The 22993-nt window shown below is 36.0% G+C and carries 21 protein-coding genes and 1 pseudogene; 13 read left to right on the forward strand and 9 right to left on the reverse strand.

Going from position 1 to position 22993, the window contains the following annotated elements; genetic code table 11:
* Positions 1-595: 595 nt before the first annotated feature.
* From B5488_RS02930 to B5488_RS02950, 5 genes are all read right to left on the reverse strand, one after another.
* Positions 596-1273: a P-loop NTPase family protein gene (locus B5488_RS02930; RefSeq protein WP_079733910.1), complete on the reverse strand. Its 678-nt coding sequence runs from the start codon at positions 1271-1273 to the stop codon at positions 596-598.
* The gene (locus tag B5488_RS02935) at positions 1266-2084 is read right to left on the reverse strand and encodes a hypothetical protein (RefSeq protein ID WP_079733911.1); all 819 of its coding nucleotides are present in this window, start codon (positions 2082-2084) and stop codon (positions 1266-1268) included. Before B5488_RS02935 ends, B5488_RS02930 begins: the two co-directional genes overlap by 8 nt.
* A gap of 24 nt (positions 2085-2108) precedes the next feature.
* Positions 2109-2399, reverse strand: a complete 291-nt coding sequence (locus B5488_RS02940; RefSeq protein ID WP_079733912.1) for a helix-turn-helix domain-containing protein — start codon at positions 2397-2399, stop codon at positions 2109-2111.
* A 102-nt stretch (positions 2400-2501) separates the two neighbouring features.
* Positions 2502-3395 carry an RteC domain-containing protein gene (locus B5488_RS02945; protein WP_079733913.1) on the reverse strand — a complete coding sequence of 298 codons (894 nt, stop codon included), beginning with the start codon at positions 3393-3395 and terminating at the stop codon, positions 2502-2504.
* A gap of 17 nt (positions 3396-3412) precedes the next feature.
* Complete coding sequence (locus B5488_RS02950; RefSeq protein WP_079733914.1) at positions 3413-4699, reverse strand: phage integrase SAM-like domain-containing protein; 1287 nt, start codon at positions 4697-4699, stop codon at positions 3413-3415.
* Between the two features lie 474 nt (positions 4700-5173).
* Here B5488_RS02950 and B5488_RS02955 point away from each other — a divergent pair, with 474 nt between their 5' ends.
* The 13 genes and pseudogenes from B5488_RS02955 to B5488_RS03015 all read left to right on the forward strand — a co-directional run bounded on the left by B5488_RS02955 (position 5174) and on the right by B5488_RS03015 (position 20092).
* A complete protein-coding gene (locus tag B5488_RS02955; protein WP_079733915.1) occupies positions 5174-6631 on the forward strand; it encodes a glycosyltransferase in 1458 nt (485 codons plus the stop codon).
* Between the two features lie 245 nt (positions 6632-6876).
* A complete protein-coding gene (locus tag B5488_RS02960) occupies positions 6877-8160 on the forward strand; it encodes a M20 metallopeptidase family protein (protein ID WP_231919800.1) in 1284 nt (427 codons plus the stop codon).
* A 20-nt stretch (positions 8161-8180) separates the two neighbouring features.
* Positions 8181-8651 (forward strand): OsmC family protein, encoded by a 471-nt coding sequence (locus B5488_RS02965; protein WP_079736510.1) that lies wholly within the window; start codon positions 8181-8183, stop codon positions 8649-8651.
* A 191-nt stretch (positions 8652-8842) separates the two neighbouring features.
* The gene (locus tag B5488_RS02970) at positions 8843-9913 is read left to right on the forward strand and encodes a glycoside hydrolase family 43 protein (protein ID WP_079733917.1); all 1071 of its coding nucleotides are present in this window, start codon (positions 8843-8845) and stop codon (positions 9911-9913) included.
* A gap of 282 nt (positions 9914-10195) precedes the next feature.
* A pseudogene (locus B5488_RS02975) lies at positions 10196-10560 on the forward strand (DUF2200 domain-containing protein).
* A 284-nt stretch (positions 10561-10844) separates the two neighbouring features.
* Positions 10845-11318 carry a UpxY family transcription antiterminator gene (locus B5488_RS02980; RefSeq protein ID WP_079733918.1) on the forward strand — a complete coding sequence of 158 codons (474 nt, stop codon included), beginning with the start codon at positions 10845-10847 and terminating at the stop codon, positions 11316-11318.
* Positions 11319-12081: 763 nt separating this feature from the next.
* Positions 12082-13470 (forward strand): nucleotide sugar dehydrogenase, encoded by a 1389-nt coding sequence (locus tag B5488_RS02985; protein WP_079733919.1) that lies wholly within the window; start codon positions 12082-12084, stop codon positions 13468-13470.
* A gap of 170 nt (positions 13471-13640) precedes the next feature.
* Positions 13641-15134 carry an MATE family efflux transporter gene (locus B5488_RS02990; RefSeq protein WP_079733920.1) on the forward strand — a complete coding sequence of 498 codons (1494 nt, stop codon included), beginning with the start codon at positions 13641-13643 and terminating at the stop codon, positions 15132-15134.
* Positions 15131-16171 carry a nitroreductase family protein gene (locus B5488_RS02995; RefSeq protein WP_079733921.1) on the forward strand — a complete coding sequence of 347 codons (1041 nt, stop codon included), beginning with the start codon at positions 15131-15133 and terminating at the stop codon, positions 16169-16171. The genes B5488_RS02990 and B5488_RS02995 overlap by 4 nt, the downstream gene beginning before the upstream one ends.
* Before the next feature lie 100 nt (positions 16172-16271).
* A complete protein-coding gene (locus B5488_RS03000) occupies positions 16272-17417 on the forward strand; it encodes a polysaccharide pyruvyl transferase family protein (RefSeq protein ID WP_079733922.1) in 1146 nt (381 codons plus the stop codon).
* Positions 17410-17937, forward strand: coding sequence for a glycosyltransferase (locus B5488_RS03005; protein WP_079733923.1), 528 nt, complete (start codon positions 17410-17412; stop codon positions 17935-17937). Before B5488_RS03000 ends, B5488_RS03005 begins: the two co-directional genes overlap by 8 nt.
* A gap of 52 nt (positions 17938-17989) precedes the next feature.
* On the forward strand, positions 17990-19228 hold the full coding sequence (locus B5488_RS03010) for an IS256 family transposase (protein WP_079733433.1): 1239 nt from the start codon (positions 17990-17992) through the stop codon (positions 19226-19228).
* A 174-nt stretch (positions 19229-19402) separates the two neighbouring features.
* On the forward strand, positions 19403-20092 hold the full coding sequence (locus B5488_RS03015) for a hypothetical protein (protein ID WP_079733924.1): 690 nt from the start codon (positions 19403-19405) through the stop codon (positions 20090-20092).
* Positions 20093-20097: 5 nt separating this feature from the next.
* On the opposite strand, the gene B5488_RS03020 is transcribed toward B5488_RS03015, so the two are convergent.
* From B5488_RS03020 to B5488_RS03035, 4 genes are all read right to left on the reverse strand, one after another.
* Complete coding sequence (locus tag B5488_RS03020; protein WP_079733925.1) at positions 20098-20463, reverse strand: hypothetical protein; 366 nt, start codon at positions 20461-20463, stop codon at positions 20098-20100.
* A gap of 7 nt (positions 20464-20470) precedes the next feature.
* A complete protein-coding gene (locus tag B5488_RS03025) occupies positions 20471-21325 on the reverse strand; it encodes a DUF4138 domain-containing protein (RefSeq protein WP_079733926.1) in 855 nt (284 codons plus the stop codon).
* Positions 21322-22251, reverse strand: a complete 930-nt coding sequence (gene traM, locus B5488_RS03030) for a conjugative transposon protein TraM (RefSeq protein ID WP_079733927.1) — start codon at positions 22249-22251, stop codon at positions 21322-21324. Before traM ends, B5488_RS03025 begins: the two co-directional genes overlap by 4 nt.
* 121 nt (positions 22252-22372) lie before the next feature.
* Positions 22373-22987, reverse strand: coding sequence for a conjugal transfer protein TraK (locus B5488_RS03035; protein WP_079733928.1), 615 nt, complete (start codon positions 22985-22987; stop codon positions 22373-22375).
* Between the last annotated feature and the right edge of the window lie 6 nt (positions 22988-22993).

Raw genomic sequence — 22993 nt, forward strand, 5'->3', positions numbered from 1 at the left:
ACTAAAAATCGCATTTTTAGCAGTCCTTATTTAAAATAGTTCCCTACTTTAATAGCCCTTTCTAAAACCATTTACTTATTATATCTGGAGCGTTTTCCTTTTGTTTTTGTGGAACAGCGCTAAACGAGTATGCTTTGAATAATGCGTTTCCTTTTTATTTTCCTTTACTTCCTATAGCGCCTTCGCCGTTACCTTTTGATGAATTTTTTATAAAGGAGTTTGGAAATGTTAGGCTTATAAAAAAGGGCAGCGCAGCAACCGGTTTATGCAGCCGTTCAGTTCCAAAGCCTTATCTTTTTCATCAAGAGTTAAGGGCGCGTAGGATGTTAAATGCATAATATTGAAATGCAGCCCGATCAAAATTAATTTCTCCATACGAATTAGGTTAACCTGCCAGCGGACGTAAACCAAAAAGAAATTTCCATTGTATTCTTGTAAAACCCCATCTCTAAATTTATTTTCAAATGCCTGTAATCACACCGAGTTTTTTGGCTTGGGTTCAAGAATTTTCGACGAACCTCTTTTTCTTAAGATGTAGCTTTTGTGAAATCGTGGAAAATGGGGTGAGGACTTTTGTTCATAGCCAACATATTCTTCATTCCCTCCAGCTTCCCCCTTCCCATTTAATAATATTGAACATTTCTGGCAGTCGGTCACCAATATGTGCGCCATAGCGTTTTGCAATTGCCGATGGGGTATCATTGGTAGTGACAAATGTTTTACGTTTTCGCCGGTGTCTTTCGAAAAGTACCTTCTCGATTAATTCTTCCCGATTAAATGCTTTTTCTTCTTTCCCCAGATCATCGATGAATAATTTCGCCTTATAATTATCTTGTAAAACAAAGGTACTGCTGGGATCTTTATGTGACTGATGATATTGAGTCACCATAGAAATAGCCGATATACGGGGAAACCAAAGCTGTGCAATATGAAATGTTTTAATGATTTCCTTTCCAACTTCATGAATCAGGTCAAAAAGTGTAGATTTTCCAACTCCGTAATCGCCATAAACCAGTAATCCCTTACTTAGACTTGCCTTATTTTTAATGATTCCGTACTCATTAAAATTTTCCATTTGCAGGAAATAACGAAAAACACAGTAAACGATTTTTTCATTATGTTTTTCAATTTTAAAATCTATTTTTTGCAGTGCTACCTGTTTCAAAAACAAGTGCCAAAATAGTTGCTTATTAATCAGGGGCGCGGGTTTACTAAGCCTGATGACAGGTGGAGGGATTTTTATTGCCTTTTTTTCCTTTACCGTATTAATCATAGTTTCTTATTTTATCGTGGACCCGGAGATCCATTTGTTTTGTTTCTTTAATCTTCTTTCCCTGGGCGATAAGTTGATCTATTTTTTCCCGCAGTTTTTTAGTATCCAGAATAACACCTTTCCAGAATTCATCTTCGCCGTCTAAAATGTCGTAGGCAAGTTGTAATTGCACTTCGTTTACCCCGTCTGTTGTCAACATTTTCTGGATGGGTTCCACGCAATCTTTAAACCGGACTTCTTTTGTTTTTTTCGATGGCGCGTCTTTTCGCTTTAAATTTTTTAAAAACAGCTTTTGAAATTTAAGGGCCCATTCGAAATAAACTTCTTGGTCTTTTTTAATCTTAATTTTTTCAACTTCGAATAATGGCTTTTTGTTTAAAGTTTTATGGTTTATTGGTTTAAGGTTTACTTGTTTATCTATACTAGCAATGCCTCGATAGGTGCTTTGGATCTGCCGGGGAACGTGCTTTGTATGATGCCCAGACAGTGCCTTGTTCAATGCCTGGGAAGGTGCTTTGGTAATTTTTACCAAAGCAATGATATTGGCAGTGTACTGATTTTTGCTTTTCTGGATCCATTGTATAAATCCCCACGCCTCTAAATCCTGCAGAGCGCGGTAATAGGTTTTATAATTTTTGATGCCCAAAGCTTCCATGGCCAGATCGGTAGGGAAACCAAATTCTTTTTTCCACCCCAACCGATTACAACGTTCTATGGCAAAAAAGAAAATAGCACTGTGTACCGGCTTTACCTTAGAAGTATTGGCAAAGCTGAAATCAAACCAGGCCCTGGAAAGTTCATATCCATTCATAACAACGTAATTTTAGAAATTGGTTTAATGGATCAGGGGTGTAATTTCTATGAGTGACTGTTCAATTTCACTTCTTTTGTAATACACACGCCTGCCCAGTCCATATCGTTTAAGTCTTCCGCTTTTGGTCCAGTGGTGCACTGTAGAGAGATCAACTTTTAGCATTTGGGACACTTCTGAACGGGTGAGGTATTCTTCCGGTTCCTTTGGACGGAAATCTTGCTTAAGGATTTCAATTTCTCCTTTAACGCCTAGTAAGATCTCCTGTACTAATTGTTCTGGAGTGGTTTGGTGAAGCTGGATTACTTTTTTCATTGCATTGGATTTATGAGTTACAATGCAAATCAACATAAAGATGTAACATACTAGTGGCATACTACGCTGTAAGTATGCTATGAATTTAACAATAATTTAAGATTAAGGTTTGTTTATCCATTGTTTTAAGTGGAATTCCATTTCCTCGAGCAGCGGAGTTAAATCTGTGGATCGTTTTCTTAAGGATTGGAGTTTTTCACGCTTATCAAAAGGTAAATCTAATACCTGTTGAAAAAAAAGAAACACCTGTTTTTCTGAGACTCCATTTATCTTTTTGGCCTCGATCAGCGCTTTAACCAATTCGGCCAGTTCCAGGGGAGTGCCCAGCCATTGAATATTGTTTTCTTGCCGAATTTTTCCCAACTCCTGATGGTCTTGCAAGAATATATTTCCAGGAATTGTGCTTGTCACATTATCCCTACTTTTATTCTTGTCCAGGGCTAGAATAGCTTCTTTAAAATCCAATGTATCTTGCGGTGAATATTCTGGTAGCGGATTGTAGGAGGTGAAAAATTCGGTAATTATCTTATTTTTTTCAGGAATATGGGTCTCCCTTAATTTCTGGTGAAAAGCTCCAATAAATTGAAAACCTGGAAGTAGATTGGGAGAATTTTCAATGGGCAACCTGGGTAATTGCTTATCTACAGCTAGCACCCCGGTTAGTTGTTGGACAATAGTTTCAAATAATAAGAAATGGTATTTTTCTTTTGTTTTCAATGGCACCCCTTTGTAGTGCAGCGCTCTTTTGTAGGTAGCATCGAAATAGGCATTAACCTGATAGGGGAGTACTTCGTAATTATTTATAAAAATTAGGATATCGTAATATAAATCTCGCAAGAAGACTTCCACATCTATCTTAAAATCCCTGCCACGTGCTTTTTCAAAATAGAAATCGTAAAAGGAACTATTGATATCAATACCCAAAAATGCCTTCAATGGGCATTCCCTTAAAGCGGGTTGCTGCAATTGGTTGTATTCGCGATTCTTAAGCTTCATAATTTTTCAAAAAAGGATTACTTACTTTGCTCTGCAAAAGATTTCATGGCCTTGGCCAAGGTTAGGGCTTGTTGGTTGCCATCTTTTCCTACATATTTTAAAAACTGAGCCTCAGAGGAATGACCAGTGGCGTTTATTAATAAGGCCGTATTTATTTTGCCGTAATAGTTGGTCGCAAAAGACCTTCTCCCGATGTGGGTGCTGACCGCTTTATATTTAGGTACTTCCATAAATTCATACCTGTTGGTCTTAGGATTTTTCCTATGGGCAGTAACCTTGTTGTTGATTTTAGCAATACGACACACCTTTTTAATAAGAGCATTGTAAATCGTTTTGTTGCCCTCTGGGTGGTTGGAAAAAGCAGGTGGGAATTCCCCACTGCGTTTGTCCAGGATGTCAGTCACTTCTTTGGTTAGCGGGATATAGAGAGGTTTTCCGGTCTTTTTTTGGCTAATGTCCAAAAATTGCATTCCTTCCATTTCCACCAGTTTATTTTTGGAAAAGCGCAGAAAATCGGAAACCCGTTGGGCTGTAAAACAACTAATAATCAGCCAATCCCTGGCAATTTCCGTCCGCTGGTTTGGCATTGGAGTTGCTGCTATCCCTTTTAGTTCTTCAAAATCTAAATAGACGTGACTGGTTTTTTGGTATTTCAGACCTCGGGTAATATAGGGTAATTGTGCGCTGGTGGGGAGTCCGTTTTCTTTGGCGTGGTTACAAACGGTCAATAATACCTTTAAGGTTTTTACTTTAGTATTGTGTGCATATTTCTCCCGATCACACCAGCGTTGCAGGGAGAGAGCAAAACGTTTGTCTACTTCGTTGATATAGACGGTTCCATGTGTTTTCTCATAACGCTCCAACCGATGTTTGAATACTTTAATTTTTTTAATGGTGTTGACGTTTAAACTTGTCTTTTTGGATTCTAGAAAATAATCAAAATAGGAGAGAAGGGCTTTGGGAAGTTCAGTTGTCTTTCGTGGGGCAATGACTTCATTAAGCCATTGACTGTTGATTATCTGTCCATCCTTGCGGTTATTGAGCCGGTCGGTAAGTTGCACCTTTAGCTGATCCAGTTTTTTTTGGATGAGGATGAGTTCGTTGTTCGCTCTTTGGATCCAGTCCTTATCTTTTGCATCGACCCCGGCGGGAATCTTTCGAAGTTTTATTTTCCCTTTACTGAAAAGTTTTGGATCTATGGTCTTTTGGGTTTTACTTTTAGCATCGATATCCCGACCTTCCCGAACGCGTACGTAGATTGGAGCAGGATCTTTACTGGATTGGATATAAAAAGAAATGGTCATAATCCGTGGACTTAAATAAAGTAATTACTAATATACAATTTCTAGTCCACATCTAGTCCACAATTACACCATAACATCAAATTTAACTCAATTGCATCCCATTGTTAGTTAAAGTGTAATGTGCTGTAAACATTGATTTTATAAGTAGTTTTCAAAGAAAACAGTGCTTTTTGTCCTTGCGTTAAACTGTATAAACTTCCTCCTGCCGGGGTCACGGATGAATGGAAAGTCCGCAGTGAAAACTGCGGACTTTTTTAATGGACAAAAAGTCGCCAATTTAATGTAGACTTTCTCCCCAACTTTCCCAGAATGTCCCCATTTTAATCTACAGGAGGGATTGTTAATAGTCTCATTTTCAATAGTGCCACCCCCGGGTATAGATATTGCTATTCCCTAGCGGAATTACTCCTGGACTATTTAGGTTCTCATTTTACAAAGAATTGTGTCTAAGGTTTTAAAAGAAAAATTATAAAAATGATGACTTCGAACTTTAAATACTTCTCTTCGGCTTCGGCAAAAGATTTTAAAATTAATAATACTACTTTACAAACTGAAAATTCAACTGATTCAGAAGAAGATTCAGTTAATTATAGAAAAGCAATCTTTACCAAAAGACACCTGTTCATCTTAACTTCAACATTTTTACTCCTTATTGGAGGCGCTTTTTCATTCTACTTTTTACAAGCTGAATTTAAAGCGGTTAATATGAATAGAATGGATACCCTGGGTGGGATTATTCTGCTTGTTCTCAGTGGGTTTTTATTAATATTCAGACTGGGTTTCTTAACCTATATTGCCAGGTTATTCTTTAAATATAAACCGGTGAATTCTGTAACAGATACCGAATTACCTAGCTGTACTGTGATTGTACCAGCTTATAATGAAGGTAAACTGGTTTATTCAACTTTAAAAAGTTTGATTAACAGTAAATATCCGGCTGAAAAATTACAGCTTCTTGCCATTGACGACGGAAGTAAAGATGATACCTGGGATTGGATGAAAAAAGCCAAAGAAGAATGGGGAGACCGTATTTCTATATTTCAGCAACCAAATAATCAGGGTAAGAGACACGCGTTATATCGTGGGTTTAACCTTGGTACAGGTGAAGTTTTCGTTACGGTAGATAGTGATTCTATTGTAGAAAAGGATACTTTGCGCAACCTGGTTTCTCCTTTTGTAACTAATGAGAACTGTGGTGCCGTGCCAGGAAATGTTCGCGTTTTAAACAATGAAAAAGCGATTATTCCCCGAATGCTTAATGTGAGTTTTGTATTTAGTTTTGAGTTTATACGCTCAGCACAAAGTGTATTGGGATCTGTATTATGTACCCCTGGTGCTTTAGCCGCTTATCGCGCAACGGCCGTCAAAAATTGTTTGCCTGAATGGATAAATCAAACATTTATGGGCAAGCCAACAGATATTGGTGAAGATCGTGCAATGACTAATATGATCTTAAAACAGGGCTTCCACGTTTTATTTCAGCGTAATGCTTATGTGCTTACCAATATTCCTGAAAAATTTAGCAGTTTACATAAAATGTTTACCCGTTGGGAAAGAAGTAATGTGCGTGAAAATCTTATGATGTCTAAATTTGCATTTAAAACTTTTAGGATGGGGTCAAAGTCCGGTCCTCGTATTTTATTATTAAACCAATGGATGAAAATGCTAACCACCTATCCATTAATACTTATTATGATCGTTTTACTGGTAGCACATCCCGTGCTGTTTATTACTTCAACCCTATTAAGTATCTTGGTATTTTCGACTCTTCCTGCATTTTTCTATGCTAAAAAGTACAATATCGCTGAATCTTTTTGGATCTACTCCTATAGTATTTTCTATACTTTTGGCTTGTTCTGGATTACACCTTACGCTATGGCCACTGCCAGTAAAAGAGGTTGGTTAACCCGAGAATTACCACAGAAGAAATAGAGTGTACTCTAAATCTATAGAATTCTAAAGAGGTGTTTGAAAAGTCTAATTTCGTATAGCATTTAACTTGTTTATTATTTTAGGATCTGAAATAAACCTGCCCTGAAGGATGGCTGGTTTAGCATATATTTATGTGAGGTATTCTTTTAACTGCTAAATCTACTATATAATTTAGTAAATTACCTGGGCGGTTTTAAATCAATTATCGTGTAAATATCAAGAATATTAGTTTAGCTCTTAAAAGATTGAGTGCCTTATTTTTCTTACAATTTCTTTTCCAAGGTCTTTTTGTATTTGGTCAGGAAGCATCAACTGTACCTTCAATTCATCAATTAATTCAATCCCAAACAGATGATATTTTTGACAGTCTTGTGAAAATTCGGAGGGACTTACACAAGCATCCCGAAGTATCTGAACAAGAAGAAAAAACATCAAAAAAAATACAGGAGTATTTACTTTCCCTGGGCCTGGAGGTTAAAACCAATATTGGAGGGTATGGCGTAGTAGGTATTTTAAAAGGTGCAAAAGAAGGAAAACGAATTGCCTGGAGAGCAGATATTGATGCGATGCCTTCAGATGTTCCAGATGTTGTTGATTTTAAATCGGAAAATAAAGGGGTACGGCATATTTGTGGGCACGATGTACACACAACTATTGGAATGGGAATTGCAAATGTTCTCGCTAGCCAAAAGGAGAATTTACAAGGAACAATTTACTTTGTTTTTCAACCGGCAGAAGAAAATTATAAAGGTGCCAGGGCAATGATTAATGATGGGTTATTTGACCTTATTCAGCCTGAAGAAATATACGCCTTACATATATCTCCTTTACCAACAGGTTTGATTGCTACCAAACCGGGCCCCTTATATGCCTATCTTAATAGAATAGATATAAAATATAAAATTTCAGATAAAGACAAAGACACTTTAATTAACTATACTAAAAATTTACTTTCAAGTTATCAAAATGTAGAAAAGGATAGTAAGTTTTGGGATGTTAAAAACACTTTAGACCCTAAAGTAGGTCTCGCAAATCCCAATACTATATTTAAAAATTATTTAACCTTGTTACAGGATTTTAGCATACAGGAATCTGAAGGTGAAGTTACTATAAGCAGCCTAATTAATTCTAGTGATCAACAGCAGCTTAATGCATTAATAAAAGATGTTGAAGCAGAGATTAGAACATCACGTTATGCTGAAGATTTGTTAAGTGTAGCGTATTCTTATGAAAAAGACATTCTTTTTAATGATGAAAAATTAGCACCAGAAGCCCTTAACCATATTGCAAACATTTACGGTGCAGAGACTGCAGTACTTTTGCACGGGGTAACTCCAGGTTATTTTGGTGACGATTTTGCTTATTTTCAGGAAAAGCTGCCTGGAGTTTATTTCTTTTTAGGAGGCTCGAATTATGAGAACGGAATTATTTCAATGCCACACACCCCAAACTTTGCTGTAGACGAAGAATGTATTAGAACAGGGGTAAATTATTTTTCGTCTATGATGGTTGAAAGATTAAATGATTGAAGGCTGAATATTATTTAAAAATGAAAAAACATCAATACAAATTAAACCTGAAGTGGACGGGAGATGAGGGAAAAGGAACTCTAAATTACAAATCCTATAATCGAAATTATAAAATTTCAGCTGAAGGAAAAAACAGTGAAATAAATGGTTCAGCCGACCCGGCCTTTCTGGGTGATAAAAGCAAATATAATCCCGAAGATTTATTCTTATCTTCCATAGCTGCCTGTCATATGCTTTGGTATTTGCATTTATGTTCTACGCACAAAATTATAGTAGTAGCCTATTTGGACAATGCAACCGGAGTAATGGAAGAAACTTCCAACGGAAGCGGTAAGTTTACTGAAGTCAGCCTGAACCCTATGGTAAAAGTAACAGAGGAAAGTATGATTTCAAAAGCGAATGAATTGCACAAGGAAGCAGGCAGGATGTGTTTTATTGCCAATTCCTGCAATTTTGAGATCGGGTATAATCCGACTACCATAGTGGTTTAAAAACTGCTGAAGACCTTTTACAAAATGATACTTTAGGGTAATCTTCCGGTTTCGCAAAACCAGTTCCTGGAGAAATTTTCTACTAGATTTATAACAGTTTTTTTAAGTATAATTGATTTTAAATATTTTAATTGTGTATTTCACACTTAAAATATTATTTTTAAATTGAACAAAATTTAAATCTAAGTAAAATGCGAAATTCCGTTATACCATTATTAAAAGTTTTTGGAGTTTTAAACCTTATTTTTATAATGTGTTCCTGTGGTTCTTCAAAAACTGAAAAAGAGCAAATAAAAAATCTTCAATTTGATAATCCCTTAGCTGAACAAAGAGCAGATCCTTTTGTTACTAAAGCTGAAGACGGCAACTATTATTTTATAGCAACTGTTCCAGAATACGATCGTATTGAAATTCGTAAATCAAAAACTATTAATGGGATAAAGGAGGCTGAGCCAGTAATTATATGGCGTAAACACGATAAAGGAGTAATGGGAAACCATATCTGGGCTCCGGAACTACATCGCATAAACGGGAAATGGTATGTGTATTTCGCAGCCGGTTCAGCAGAAGAAAAATGGAAAATAAGAATGTATGCTTTGTCAAATCCTTCCCCCGATCCTACCAAAGGTGAATGGAAAGAAGAAGGCCAGGTTGTAAGTAATAGGGATGATTTTTCCCTGGATGCCACCACCTTTAAATTAGACGGCCAACGGTATATGATCTGGACAGACAGAGCTTCAGATACGATAATCAATACCGGATTATATATAGCTGAAATGAACAGTCCAACTACTTTGGCAGATAAACAAGTGGTGATTTCACAACCAACCCACGACTGGGAAATACGGGGTCACAGGGTGAATGAAGCTCCCGCGGTACTCTTGCGCCATGGGAAAGTATTTGTAACATTTTCTGCCAGTGCTACAGATGCCAATTATTCTATAGGCTTAATGTGGGCTTATGCCGATGCTAATTTGCTTGATCCCGATTCTTGGCATAAATTATCAAAACCGGTATTTTATAGCAATCCCGATCTGGATCGCTTTGGTCCCGGCCACAACAGTTTTACAAAAGCTAAAGACGGCAAGACAGATATAATGATCTATCACGCCCGTGATTATAAGGAAATTGAGGGAGAGGCACTATACGATCCCAATCGTCACACCCGCGCAAGAGTGCTGAGGTGGAAAGACGGAATGCCCTTTTTTGGCCAGGAACTAAGTGATAAAGAAATGAGTCAAAGAAATACTAAGCAGAATTAAATAAAGATTTTTAAATCGTTATTCTGATTATTTCAGAATCCGGGATGTTGACATTCAAAAGCAAGAGACATAACCTGCTCACCTCGATGGTGAGCAGGTTTAGCCAGGGGAAGTAGAAATTTATTTACCTGAGGTCTTTATATTATTTCTCATCATATTCGTGTGATTTTGCAGTTATTTATTTTAGAACGCTCAATAATTTTATAACTTAAACCTACTTTTTCTAATTCCCACTACATCTAAAATGTTAGACAGTATTTAGAAGCTACTAAAAATTAGGTTATGAAAACAACACCCAAACACAACCAGCGAATGGCAAAAATGACTTTTGCTTCGGTATATCCGCATTATCTAGCAAAGGCGGAGAAGAAAGGCCGGACAGAAGAAGAATTGTAGAAGGTTATTGAATGGTTAACAGGTTATGATGAAAAAAGCAAAAGGAACTTATTGAAGAGAAAGTAAGCTTTGAGAATTTTTTCAATAAAACAAATCTAAATGCAAATGCGCACCTCATTACCGGAGTAATTTGTGGCTATCGGGTAGAGGAAATCGATAATCCTTTGACCCAAAAAGTAAGATATTTAGACAAATTGGTAGATGAATTGGCGAAAGGCAAAAAGATGGAAAACATTCTGCGAACTAAGTAGTGCCTTTACTAATAGTAAGACTGGAACAACTGAGGTTGTTGCGACGGAGTTCCTATTGTTACCTACAATTCCGCACGAGTACAAATTTTATTAAAAACAATATATCCGACCTTCCTTAATAACTCATTATGTTTGAGTACTTCATAAATTGATTTTTATTTCAGCGTATAGACACCCTTATTCTTACTCAAAATCTTTGTAATTTTGATTCTACTAACTAACAATTCAATCTAAATTTCTTCAAAATCACCCTACTGCGAAGAGATAAAAAATAAATCTTAGATATGTCGTGGTACGTTTTATATACCAAACCCAGAATGGAAAAAAAAGTGGCCGAAGGTTTGGAACAAATGGGGGTGGAGGTCTATTGTCCTTTGATCACTGAAATAAAACAATGGAACGACCGGAAGAAAAAGCTTAGAACCCCTCTTTTTAAATCCTATGTATTTATTAAACTCGAAGAAAAAAGCCGAAACCAGGTTTTTGATGTACCGGGCGTGGTGCGGTATTTATTCTGGTTAGGCAAACCTGCAATAGTAAAAGACAGGGAAATAGAAATAATCCGGGAGTGGCTGGAAGAAGATAGGGTAGACGATGCTAAGGTAGAACACCTTAACGCGGGTGATAAAATAACCATTAAAAACGGAGCCTTTAAACAGCAAGAAGCCATTATTCGGGATATAGGAAAAAGAAAAATGCGTCTCGTGCTGCCACATCTTGGGTTTACGGTAGAAGTAAAAACCAAAGAGGTTATTTAGTTAAAATTTTTTATGATCTTCTAAATTTAATTTTATTCCAGGCAACTTTCCCTGAGGCTTCCAGGTTACTTATTCTTCTTTCTTCTGATGAAAATATTTAATTTTTTCTTTAATAAATGCCAGGCGAAATTCAACAAGTTTTTCAGGCTATGAATATGGAATAAATATCTGTAAACCTTACATTAAATTTAAGGAATGGTCACATTCAATTCATTTTTGTTATGCAGAAAGGGATTAAATTTAAAAATTAATGAAAGTTAATTTTAGTTAGGAATTTTAACATATTGGACTTGGCAGGGCTCTTAGATGTGTTCTATCTTCGCGGCTTTAACGGAAAACAAATTCTATTTACGCTTTTCCATAATTTTTTTTAATTGTTGCCGTTATTATGGGCAGCAACTATATAAAAACAGTTGATAATTGAAGATACAGCGAGGGTCAAAAATGTGACTCACTGTGGCGAAGCCGTATTCAGTTGGCAGTTGTGGGTAGGAAGTTTCCAGTTTTTTAACCGACAACTCACAATCGATAACTGACAACCGAATAAAAACCAAATCTATCGTCTACGGACTAACAACTGACAACTAATCATTTTGCAGCTCCCTACAATTGCAAAATACCTAAACCTTTTTATGGTGTAACCCACCTCCGTACTCCGACGGAAAAAATCTAAATTTTTAGCAACAGTAACTGAAGCGCTTGTAAAAGTGTCTAAAGCTATGCTCTTGTCTTAAAATCACTGACTGATCAAAGAATAATAGAAATGAACGAAAACATTAAAATTGCAGTAATAGGCCTTGGATATGTAGGGCTTCCTTTAGCCAGGCTTTTCGCTACTAAGTTCCCGGTAGTAGGATTTGATATCAACAAAGACAGGGTAGCAGAGCTTCAAAAAAGACACGACAGTACACTCGAAGTAGAAGATGAAATACTTCAACAGGTTCTGGTTAGTGATATAAAATCTTTAGCGACGCGTCATCCTGAACTTGTCACCTCGAGCGCAGTCGAGAGGTCAGGGTCGACTGGGAATCGTCATCCTGAACTTGTTTCAGGATCTAACACGAATGAAACTCAAAATGGCTTGTATGTTACTGATCAATTAGAAAACATTGCGGACTGCAACCACTACATCATCACCGTCCCCACCCCAATAGATAAAAATAACCGCCCCGATCTTACTCCGCTATACAAAAGCAGCGAAAGCGTGGCTAAGGTGTTAAAGCAAGGAGATATCGTGATCTATGAATCTACCGTGTATCCAGGAGTTACGGAAGACGAATGTGTGCCGGTACTGGAGAAGCATAGCGGACTCAAATTCAACGAAGATTTCTTTGTAGGTTATTCGCCGGAAAGGATTAACCCGGGAGATAAGGAGCATACGGTAGAGAAAATCTTAAAAGTAACCGCGGGTTCTACACCTGAAGTTGGGAAAAAAGTAGATGCGCTTTATAAAGAAGTGATTACCGCCGGTACCCACCTGGCACCAACTATTAAAGTAGCTGAAGCCGCTAAGGTGATAGAGAATTCCCAACGAGATATTAATATTGCTTTTGTAAACGAATTGGCAAAGATTTTTAATAAGATGAATATTGACACCCAGGATGTTTTGGAAGCCGCAGGAACAAAATGGAACTTTTTGCCCTTTAAACCCGGTCTTGTAGGTGGGCATTGTATAGGCGTAGATCCTTATTACCTGGCGCAAAAAGCTCAGGAAATAGGCTATCATCCCGAAATCATCCTGGCGGGAAGGCGTATGAATGACTCTATGGGAAAATATGTAGCGACTGAAGTGATTAAGCTGATGTTGCAAAACGAACTTAAAGTAAAAGGTGCCAACATCCTGGTATTGGGTTTCACTTTTAAAGAGAACTGCCCAGATGTGCGGAATACCAGGGTGGTAGATGTAGTCAACGAACTGCAATCTTATGGCACCAACCTCACTATTTACGATCCCCTGGCGAATCCTGCAGAGGTTAAACACGAATATGGCCTGCAAACCACCAGACAACTACCTAAACAGAAGTTTGATGCAGTGGTTTTAACTGTTGCTCATAAAGAGTTCTTGGAGATGGACCTGGAGCAGTTTAAAGCTAAACCTGCGGTGGTATATGATGTGAAGGGTGTATTAAAAATAGTAGAAGGGAAGTTATGACGTAGTTGCGTATTCTCGTAATTGGGTTAGAACCATTCAATTCCGACGATTTCTCTAGAGGACCTGGATGATATGAAAGAAAATATATCGTATAAACTAATTTAGGCACGACTGATTTAAAATCAAAACAATAAAGATATGAATCAATTTATTTAGGATCAAAGAATTAAATGTCCTCTTCAAAAACCATAGCTAAAAACACTTTATTCCTATATTTTAGGATGTTCCTGGTAATGGGGGTTACGCTTTATATGTCCCGAATCGTACTGGAGCAACTTGGTGTGTCAGATTTCGGTATTTATTCTTTAGTAGGGGGAATTGTAGCTTTATTTGGTTTTTTAAATTCTTCTATGTCCTCAGCTACTCAACGATATTTGGCGTTCGATCTTGGAAAAAAGGATGAAAGTAGGTTACAAAAAACCTTTAGTGTAACACTAACTATCCATATAGCAATTGCAGTAATCATTTTATTTTTTGCAGAGACCATAGGACTCTGGTATGTGAATAATAAAGTTGTATTACCTCCCGATAGGCTTTTTGCAGCTAATATTGTTTATCAATTTTCTGTTTTAACGGCTTTAATAGGCATCATCCAAGTGCCTTATGATTCACTTATCATTGCTTATGAAAAGATGAATGTTTATGCGTATATAAGTATTGTTGAAGTATGTTTAAAATTAGGCTTGGTGTTTCTTTTAGTTGTTTATGGAGGTGATAAGTTGATTGCTTATGCGGCAATGATGTTTTTAGTTTCCCTGATTATTAGAATTGCCTATCAAATCTATTGTAGGAGAAATTATAAAGCAAGTAAATATAGTTTTGAATATGACAAAACTTATTTTAAAGAATTGATTAGCTATTCAGGGTGGAATCTTTTTGGAGGTCTTGCTTCTGTAAGTAGAGGGCAGGGAATTAATATTGTACTTAACTTATTTTTCGGAACAGTTGTAAACGCAGCTTATGGCTTAACCTTACAAGTGCAAAGTGCCGTTAATCAGTTTGTAACAAATTTTCAAAGAGCTGTTAATCCTCAAATTATAAAAACTTATTCAGAAGGAAATTTAGAACGAATGCATAAACTTGTCATTCAAAGCTCAAAATTTTCTTTTTTGTTGATGTTGCTCATAATTGCTCCAATTTTGTTTAATACCGATTTCATTTTAAACCTTTGGCTTAAAAACCCACCACAATACACCACTATTTTTGTACAATTAAGTTTAATAGGCGTTTTAGTAGACTGTATATCTGGACCATTAATGGTTGCGGTGCAGGCTACTGGGAAAATTAAAAATTATCAAATTTTAATAGGAAGTCTCATTATTTTAACTCTACCACTTGCAGCTATTTGGCTGTATTATGGAGGTAAACCTGCGGTAGTTTTTTATTCGATAATATTAATTAATTTTTTATCATTAATATCTCGTTTATTCTTCTTGAAAGCCTTATTAAATTTAAAAATTAGTAAATTCTTAAAGGGTACCTTTTTAAGAATTGTTTTGGTATCGGCTATTGTTTATGTGCTTTTTACTCTATTGAAAGAATATAATTTATCCAATGGATGGTGGAGTCTAATAATTACACTCCTCATCAGTGCATTCTGTGTTTTGTCTATAGGTTTAAGTAAATCGGATTATGTTTTGTTAAAGTCTTTTATAAAAAAATGAGAGAAAAATTTAAAAATATCATAAGGGGTATTTTAGGTGATAATTTTACTGAAGCCTTCCTTCAAAAAGCTAAGAAAAACAGAAGTTTATTTTACTTATTAACAAATACATATAGCGATTTTCGACTTTATTACCAATACTCTACCCTCTTTAAACTTGATAATTTAAAGAAAGAAGAGGCATTGTTAATTCTTGACTATCATTCTATTGAAAAGGGAATGTTATACCTAAACATGAAACCCAGATTTGCTCAAAATAGGGTGGAAAGAATTCACAAATATTTGAAATCAGAGAATCTATTAGAAAATTTAAACAGAACGCAGATTGAAGTTACTCTAAAAGTGATGTGTAAATATTATGAAATACATCAAGAGAAAAATATTAATATTGAGGATTATTTTTCTCAGGAACTTTATGAAAAATATAAGTTACTGCTTAAAAATAATTATGTAAAAGAATTTTCCGGTGCTATTGATTCATCTTATGAAGATTTTTACCAAAATGCATCCGCATCTTTTGATAAATTTGCCATCTCTAGAAAAAGTATTCGAACCTACACAGGAGAAAAAGTAAAGCCTGAATTAATTGAGAAAGCTATTTCTTTGTCATTAACAGCGCCTTCCGTCTGTAATAGGCAAGCTAACACGGTCTATTTATTGGAGGATAAGGAAAAAATAGATAAAGTTTTGAAAATCCAGGGTGGTTTTACTGGGTATGAAGAGAAAGTAAGCCAATTATTAATTCTCACTAATAATAGAAATTATTATTATACTGTAGGGGAAAGAAATCAATTTTATATTGATGGTGGCGTTTTTCTTTTAAATCTTTTGTACTCTCTTCACTTCTATAATATAGCAAGCTGTCCCGCTAATTGGGGGAAAATGGTCAAGGATGAAAAGGAATTAGATAAAATTATTTCAATTCCTAAATCGGAGAAAATTATTTGCCTTATTCCAATTGGTATTGCAACAGCCAATTTTAGAGTTACTTTATCTAAACGTAGGAATGTAGAAGAAACTTTAAAGAAGCTACAATAGAATCTTATATTATTCATTTACAAACTCGTTAACTTTAATAACATGTTGAGAAAGAACGAGAAATAAATCTAACTCGTTCAATTTTAGAAAGAATCAAATCATGAAAATAGGAATTATCACTCATCCACTAATCTATAATTATGGAGGGATATTACAAAACTATGCCCTCCAGGATATCTTAAAAGAAATGGGGCATGAAGTTTATACCATCGATAGGCTGCCTAAAACACCTATCAAAACTAAATTTTTGTCTTTAGGGAAAAGAATCTTGCTGAAATTAAGCGGAAAAAATATCAAATTAAGGGGGTGGCAGTCCAATGAAGAATTTAAAATTATAAATAAAAATACAAGAGGGTTTGTTGAAAACAATATCATTCTTACAGAAGGAATTACAAATAATTCTGAAATAAATAAAATTCATAGAAAGTATAAGTTTGATGCTTATGTGGTGGGGAGCGACCAGGTATGGAGACGCAATGAAGCAAGAGGGAATAATCTTGAATTTCTTGACTTTCTTGAAGATAACAATGAGGTAAAAAAAATAGCTTATTCGGCTTCTTTTGGAGTATCCGAATGGGAATTTAATGAAGAAGAAACAAAGAAATTTAAAAGATTGGCCCAATTATTTGATCCTATTTCTGTGCGAGAAGATGCTGCTGTTCAACTTTGCCAGGATTATTTAAATGTTGAGGCACAACATCTAGTAGATCCCACAATGTTATTGACAAAAGATAAGTTTATTTCTGTGGTTGAGGCTAAAAATATCAAAAAGAGCGACGGAAATTTATTTTCTTATGTATTAGATAGAAATGAAACTAAGAAGAAAATAATTGATAATATAAGTGAGGAATTAGGAATGAAATACTTTGAAGTGATGCCGGAACAAAACTTTAAGATAGAATTAGAGCATGGTTTCGACATTCATCAATGTGTCTTCCCTGAAATTGAAGAATGGTTAAGAGCTTTTATAGATGCTAAATTTGTGATTACCGATTCTTTTCATGGAACTGCTTTTGCTATACTTTTTAACAAGCCTTTTATAGCTATTGTTAATAAAAGAAGAGGTGCATCAAGATTTTACTCATTACTAAAAACTTTCGGATTAGAAAATAGGGCAATTACCGAAGAAGACTCAATAGATTTTAAATTAATTAGCGAAGAAATTGATTTTGCTAAGGTGAATAGAATTCTGAATCAAGAAAGAGAAAAATCAAAAAACTTTTTAAAAGAAGCTTTAAATGACTAAGCTTAAATTGTCTATAATTGTTCCTGTATATAATATAGAAGAGGACCTCTCTTTTTGTTTAAATTCAATACTTACACAAGATTTTAAAGATTATGAATTATTAATAATTAATGATGGAAGCACTGATAATTCAGGCGATATTTGTGAAGATTATGCTTTAAAAGATAACAGAATAAATGTTTATCATCAAAAAAATGCAGGGGTAAGTGCAGCAAGAAACTTAGGTTTAGAAAAAGCCAGGGGCGAATGGATTTGCTTTGTAGATGGAGATGATGAATTATATCCAAACTCGTTAACTATAGTTTTTGAAGAAGCTAAAAAACGGCTTTCCCAAGTGATCATCGCCAGGGCTTTTACTTATGAAAAAGGCAAAATAAAAAAAGAAAAATATAAATTTGATGATTCTTTTTTAGAAGTGACTTTTGACGGTTATAGATTGATTACTGAAAAATCTTATAAAAGAGGGACGGTTTGGGGGTGTCTTTTTAAGCGTGATTTCTTAGAACAGAAGAGGGTGTAATCTCAAGTCTGTCTAGACTTTGAAAATTAAATTAAAATTTTTAGACTAGATTATGACACAAGAAGAGATTAAGGAATTAAAGGAAAAAGCATTAAAACAATTTTTATCAGGAGAATCCCTAACCGGCAAAAACGGCGCTTTTGCTCCAATGCTTAGGGAGTTTATGGAAGAGGCCCTGGAAGCAGAAATGTCTTCGCACCTTTCCGATGAAGAAAAAGGCTCAAAAGCAGGTAATAAGCGTAATGGCAAAGGCAAAAAGACCCTAAAGAGCAGCCAAGGGGACGTCACCATTAACACGCCCCAGGATCGTAACAGTACCTTTGAGCCGGAGATCGTAGCGAAACGCCAGCGTATCCTGGCCGATAATTTAGAAAAGCAGATTATAGGCATGTACGGGATGGGCAATAGCCTGCGGGATATCTCAGCTCATATAGAGGAAATGTATGATTCCAAGATATCCACACACGTTCTAAGTGATATTACGGACCGGGTGATTCCCAAGGTTAAGGAATGGCAGGATCGCCCCTTGGAGCCGGTATATTGCATCCTATGGCTCGACGCGATGCACTTCAAGGTACGCGAAGAAGGCAAAGTAAAGCACAAGGCCTTGTATAATATTTTAGGAATAAATAAAGCTGGAAGAAAGGAAGTGCTGGGTATGTATATCTCGGAAAGTGAAGGGGCCAATTTTTGGCTTCAGGTGCTGACCCAATTAAACAACCGTGGCTTAAAAGATATTCTGATTGCCTGTACGGATAATCTTACGGGCTTTAGTGAAGCCATTCATTCTGTTTATCCCAAGACTGATATTCAGCTATGTATTGTCCACCAGATCCGCAATAGTATGAAGTATGTGGCCAGTAAGGATCAAAAAGATTTTATGAAAGACCTTAAACTGGTGTACAAGGCTGACACCAAAGACCAGGCTGAATCGGCTTTACTGGATCTGGAAGAAAAATGGGGCAAAAGATATCCCATAGTGATCCGTTCCTGGAATGATAACTGGGACCGATTGAGTGCTTATTTTGAATATACCGCACCCATTAGAAAACTCATATACACCACAAATGCCGTAGAGGCTTTTCACCGGCAGGTAAGAAAAGTAACCAAGACCAAAGGCGCTTTTACCAATGATATGGCACTATTGAAGCTGGTTTACCTAGCTACCAGAAGAATTGAAAAGAAATGGAACGCCCCACTGCAGAACTGGGGTTTGGTAGTTCAACAATTAGCTATTAAATTTGAAGGTCGGCTAGAGTTGGACTTAGCCACCAATGAAACGAAAAACTAAAATTTTCTTCTCCCGGGGGTACCCCCGGGAGAAGAAGCAGACAGAGTTGAGCTAACACTCCCTGGAGAATGGGTTTCACCACCTCAAAAATACTTTAGTGAATCACATTTAAACTGTTTTGGACTTTCATTCTTTTTAGCATCTGTAGAAGCTTTTAATGACAATAATGATTTCGTGCTTCTTGACGACGTGATATCCAGTTTCGATACTAATCATAGAAAAAGATTTGCTGAGTTGATTTTTGAGAAGTTTTCAAAATATCAGATTATTCTGCTCACACACGAATATGATTGGTTCAAAAATTTCGTTAGTCCTCTGGCCAAGCAGAAAAACTGGATTATAAACGAAATTAAATGGACAGAGAGTAAAGGTACATTTTTAGATGAAAAACCTAACGACTTGAAAGAGCGTATAGAAAAGTCTATCGTCGAAAGCAATATTGAAGGTTTGGGTAATCCTATAAGGATTTATTTAGAACATTCACTTAAAGAAATATGTTCAAACTTGGATGTAAAGGTAAGTTTTAGGTATAATGACTTTAATGAAAAACGAATGCCCGATGAATTAATAAACGCGTTAAAATCCCGAATAAAGGATAAAAGCGAGGAACTTAAGGAAGAGTTTCCTACCATTGAGCGTGTAGCTAATTCAGCCTTATTTGGAAATCTACTTTCCCACGATAACCCTTCCAATCCGAAAATTGGGGATTTGAAAGCATTCTGGTCCGATATCTTAGCGTTAGAAAATATATTCGTTTGCGATAAAGAAGATTGTAGAAGACCGAGAGTTTCGTTAAAAAATTACGATACTGTGGCGAAGACTATTAGATGTGGCTGTGGGCACTCTAATTATGATTGGAAATAACGAATTCAAAAAGGCCCTTTATTCCTCGGCCCATTATGAGTAACCTTCCATTTGCCATCTTCTTGAACCAGCTTAAAAACCCCGGGCTTCGTATCGTAAGCTGTGGAATATTTTACCCAAGCCACATCATCGTCCATAGCTTCACCTATTATCTTAAAATTGGAGTCTGAGCTTTTTTCTTGAGCAAACATTTCTTGAATACTTGAAAGGTTTGCATAGCCTTCCGCTGTGGTATGTTTTTTTAAGGTTGCTTCATCACCGTGATAAAAACTTTCGGCAACAACTTTGGCAGTTTCAGTTGGGGTAAGGGTTTTATTCTGAGAACAGGAAATAAATAAAAGTACTAGCGAGCAAATAACTAAATGTTTCATAGCCTTATCAATTTGGATTATTAATGTATTTATGTGATATTCTCAGTTCAATATTACGTTCGCCATCTTTCTCATTCAGTTCCAAAATTGCCCTTCGATCATTTGATAATGAAAACTTAGGCAACACATAAACGAATCGTACCGTTTCATTTTCTGCGATTTTAGAAGGCAGATTCTGTATGTAAATCGGTTCCTGATACAGCCGTTGCAACGATTTCCTTTTTCCTTTTTGTCTTGTTTCAATAGAGAGTTTCAAGAAATTCAAATCGTAATCCAAAGTAGAATTATTCTCAATCTGGATAACGAAGTAGAGCTCTTCTTTATCGAAAACAATATTTTCAACACTTAAAATTATGTCTTCGTTTCGTTTCTTAATCTTTCCGATGCGCTGTTTTCTGTCAAGAAGATAGGAGCAGAATTTTTCATAATAATACTTCCTGTAATCAACACTTTTTTCAGAAGTCTCAGCCTGAATCGAATCCTTCACTTTTGGCTTTTCATTTCCAATACTGTTGGACATTGGAATGAAATAATTGAGCTTTAAAAGCTTCTCTTTATACCTTACAATGTACGAAAAAATGGAACCATTTCTATTGACTACCAGAAGATTACTTTCTTCTCCAGGCTTTCCCTGTAGCAGTCCAAAATATTGTTCTTTTTCACGGTTGTAAGTAAACACAAAATTCTCTGAACCGGTTATTCCTTGTCGAATGGGTTCAGGAAAAAAGAGTGCAACATTTTTAGTGTCATTGGCATAAATAGTGTCCAGAACTTTAGTTATTTGAGGTGTAGCTTGTGCCGAGCAAGGTAGAGGTGTAAAAGCGCAAATTAGTATAGCTGATATTAAAATAAATGGTCTCATAGCTTTGGTTTTAGAATTAGTTTATAGTTGTTCAATACGGTTACTTTTACGTTTCGATTGTTACGTTTAAGTATCTTAGTAATGCCGCTTATTTGCGGAACACTCGGGATGTTGATATCGCCAATTATATCATCCAAAACTTCATTGGTTGCCTCAGCACGAAAATTGTTTTCAACATAAATACCTTCACTACCATCTTGCAGATCAAATGCTTTGAGTTTCGTGGGATGATGATCGATATTCTCAATTTCAATCAAAGCACGGTTAGGCTGAAAGCTGATAAATCCAAATACGAATGTATTCTTAGGCATCTTTCTGTTATTGATTGTTGCAGCTTTGGTAAGTCGCATTCTTAGTCTGGTATTCGCTTTTACAATCTGATCGCCATCGACCACCACATAAATAGTTTCGTCTGTATTACTGATACTTGAAATCTCATTGTGTCTGGGTGCAGCTGCAAAGAACAATTGATGTTCCAGACCAAGTTCTTTGGCTTGAATTTTTAGCTCTCTATTTATTTCAGCTGAATCAATTTGCTGTGCATCGTTTCGGGTATCTCTCTTTACTCCGATATTCTGATAAGACTTTTCGGAATATTGGATCCTACCTGCATCATAAATACTGTCCACGATGCGTTCTTTTTCTCGTTCGGGTAGATCCGGATCATAAAAGCCCATAGAATCGATCAGTTTCTCATCATAAATACTAGGAGCGTTGGTTTCGCGAACCTCTTTCAAATCATTGATGGCATCCAGTTTAGAATCGTATTCTTTCTGGTTTTCTTCTAAATCGGGTACCAAGGTCTGCTCAAGGTTTTTATTTTCACTTTCATCATCGCCCATTACCATCAGGGAATAGGAAATAAGAAATATAAAAATTACAGCTAGTACTGCTGCGAATACAATTTTATTCTTTTCTATTTTCATCTGTTGCTGTTTATTTATTTTTCGTTTGTCAGATGTAATTCGCCAATCAACATTCCGGCTAATGCCCCAAATTGTTAAGGCTCATTTCATAAGAGTGGTTTTTTAAATGCCGATTATCGGCTCAGTTTTCATTGTTTAATTTTTTTAAGGTGTTTTCGAAGTAGTCTGCAATCAATAATCCGTGTGGATTGTTGGGGAAGTTTCGGTCAACCATAATCAGATTCCCGGTTGAAATCAATTCGTAAGTGTCGATTATCGACCCTCTATTGATTTCAAAAATGGTTGTTGTAGTAAAACTGTATGAGCCATTATTATCTGTAATCCGAGAATCGATACTCAGTACTTTTTGAAGTAATGAATACTGTAACAATCGATTATATACACCATCAGCTTTTTTCTGACGGTACAGGTTGTCCACGGAACTATTACCTAGCCATAGTGCTTTTTTTAAATTACGTTCATAGTTACTGGCATCGATATTATAGAAGTAATTATGAAAAAGTTCTAAATGTGCCAAAGCCTCGACTTTGAAATTCTCTTTTTGGGTAACAAGTTTGAGCGGAATGATACTGCCGTCGGTATTGATGGCGAAGGCACTATTGAGCGCATTTTTATGAGTGGTAAAAGCTATCCAAACCGAAAAGGTACTGGTTAGCAATGCACAAACGACAACGGCCAAAACGATAAATCGGTTTAAATTCAGGACGCTATATATATTCTTGTATGGTGTATTCATGTTGTT

Origin of the sequence: Salegentibacter salegens (assembly GCF_900142975.1) — a bacterium.
GTDB classification, from domain to species: domain Bacteria; phylum Bacteroidota; class Bacteroidia; order Flavobacteriales; family Flavobacteriaceae; genus Salegentibacter; species Salegentibacter salegens.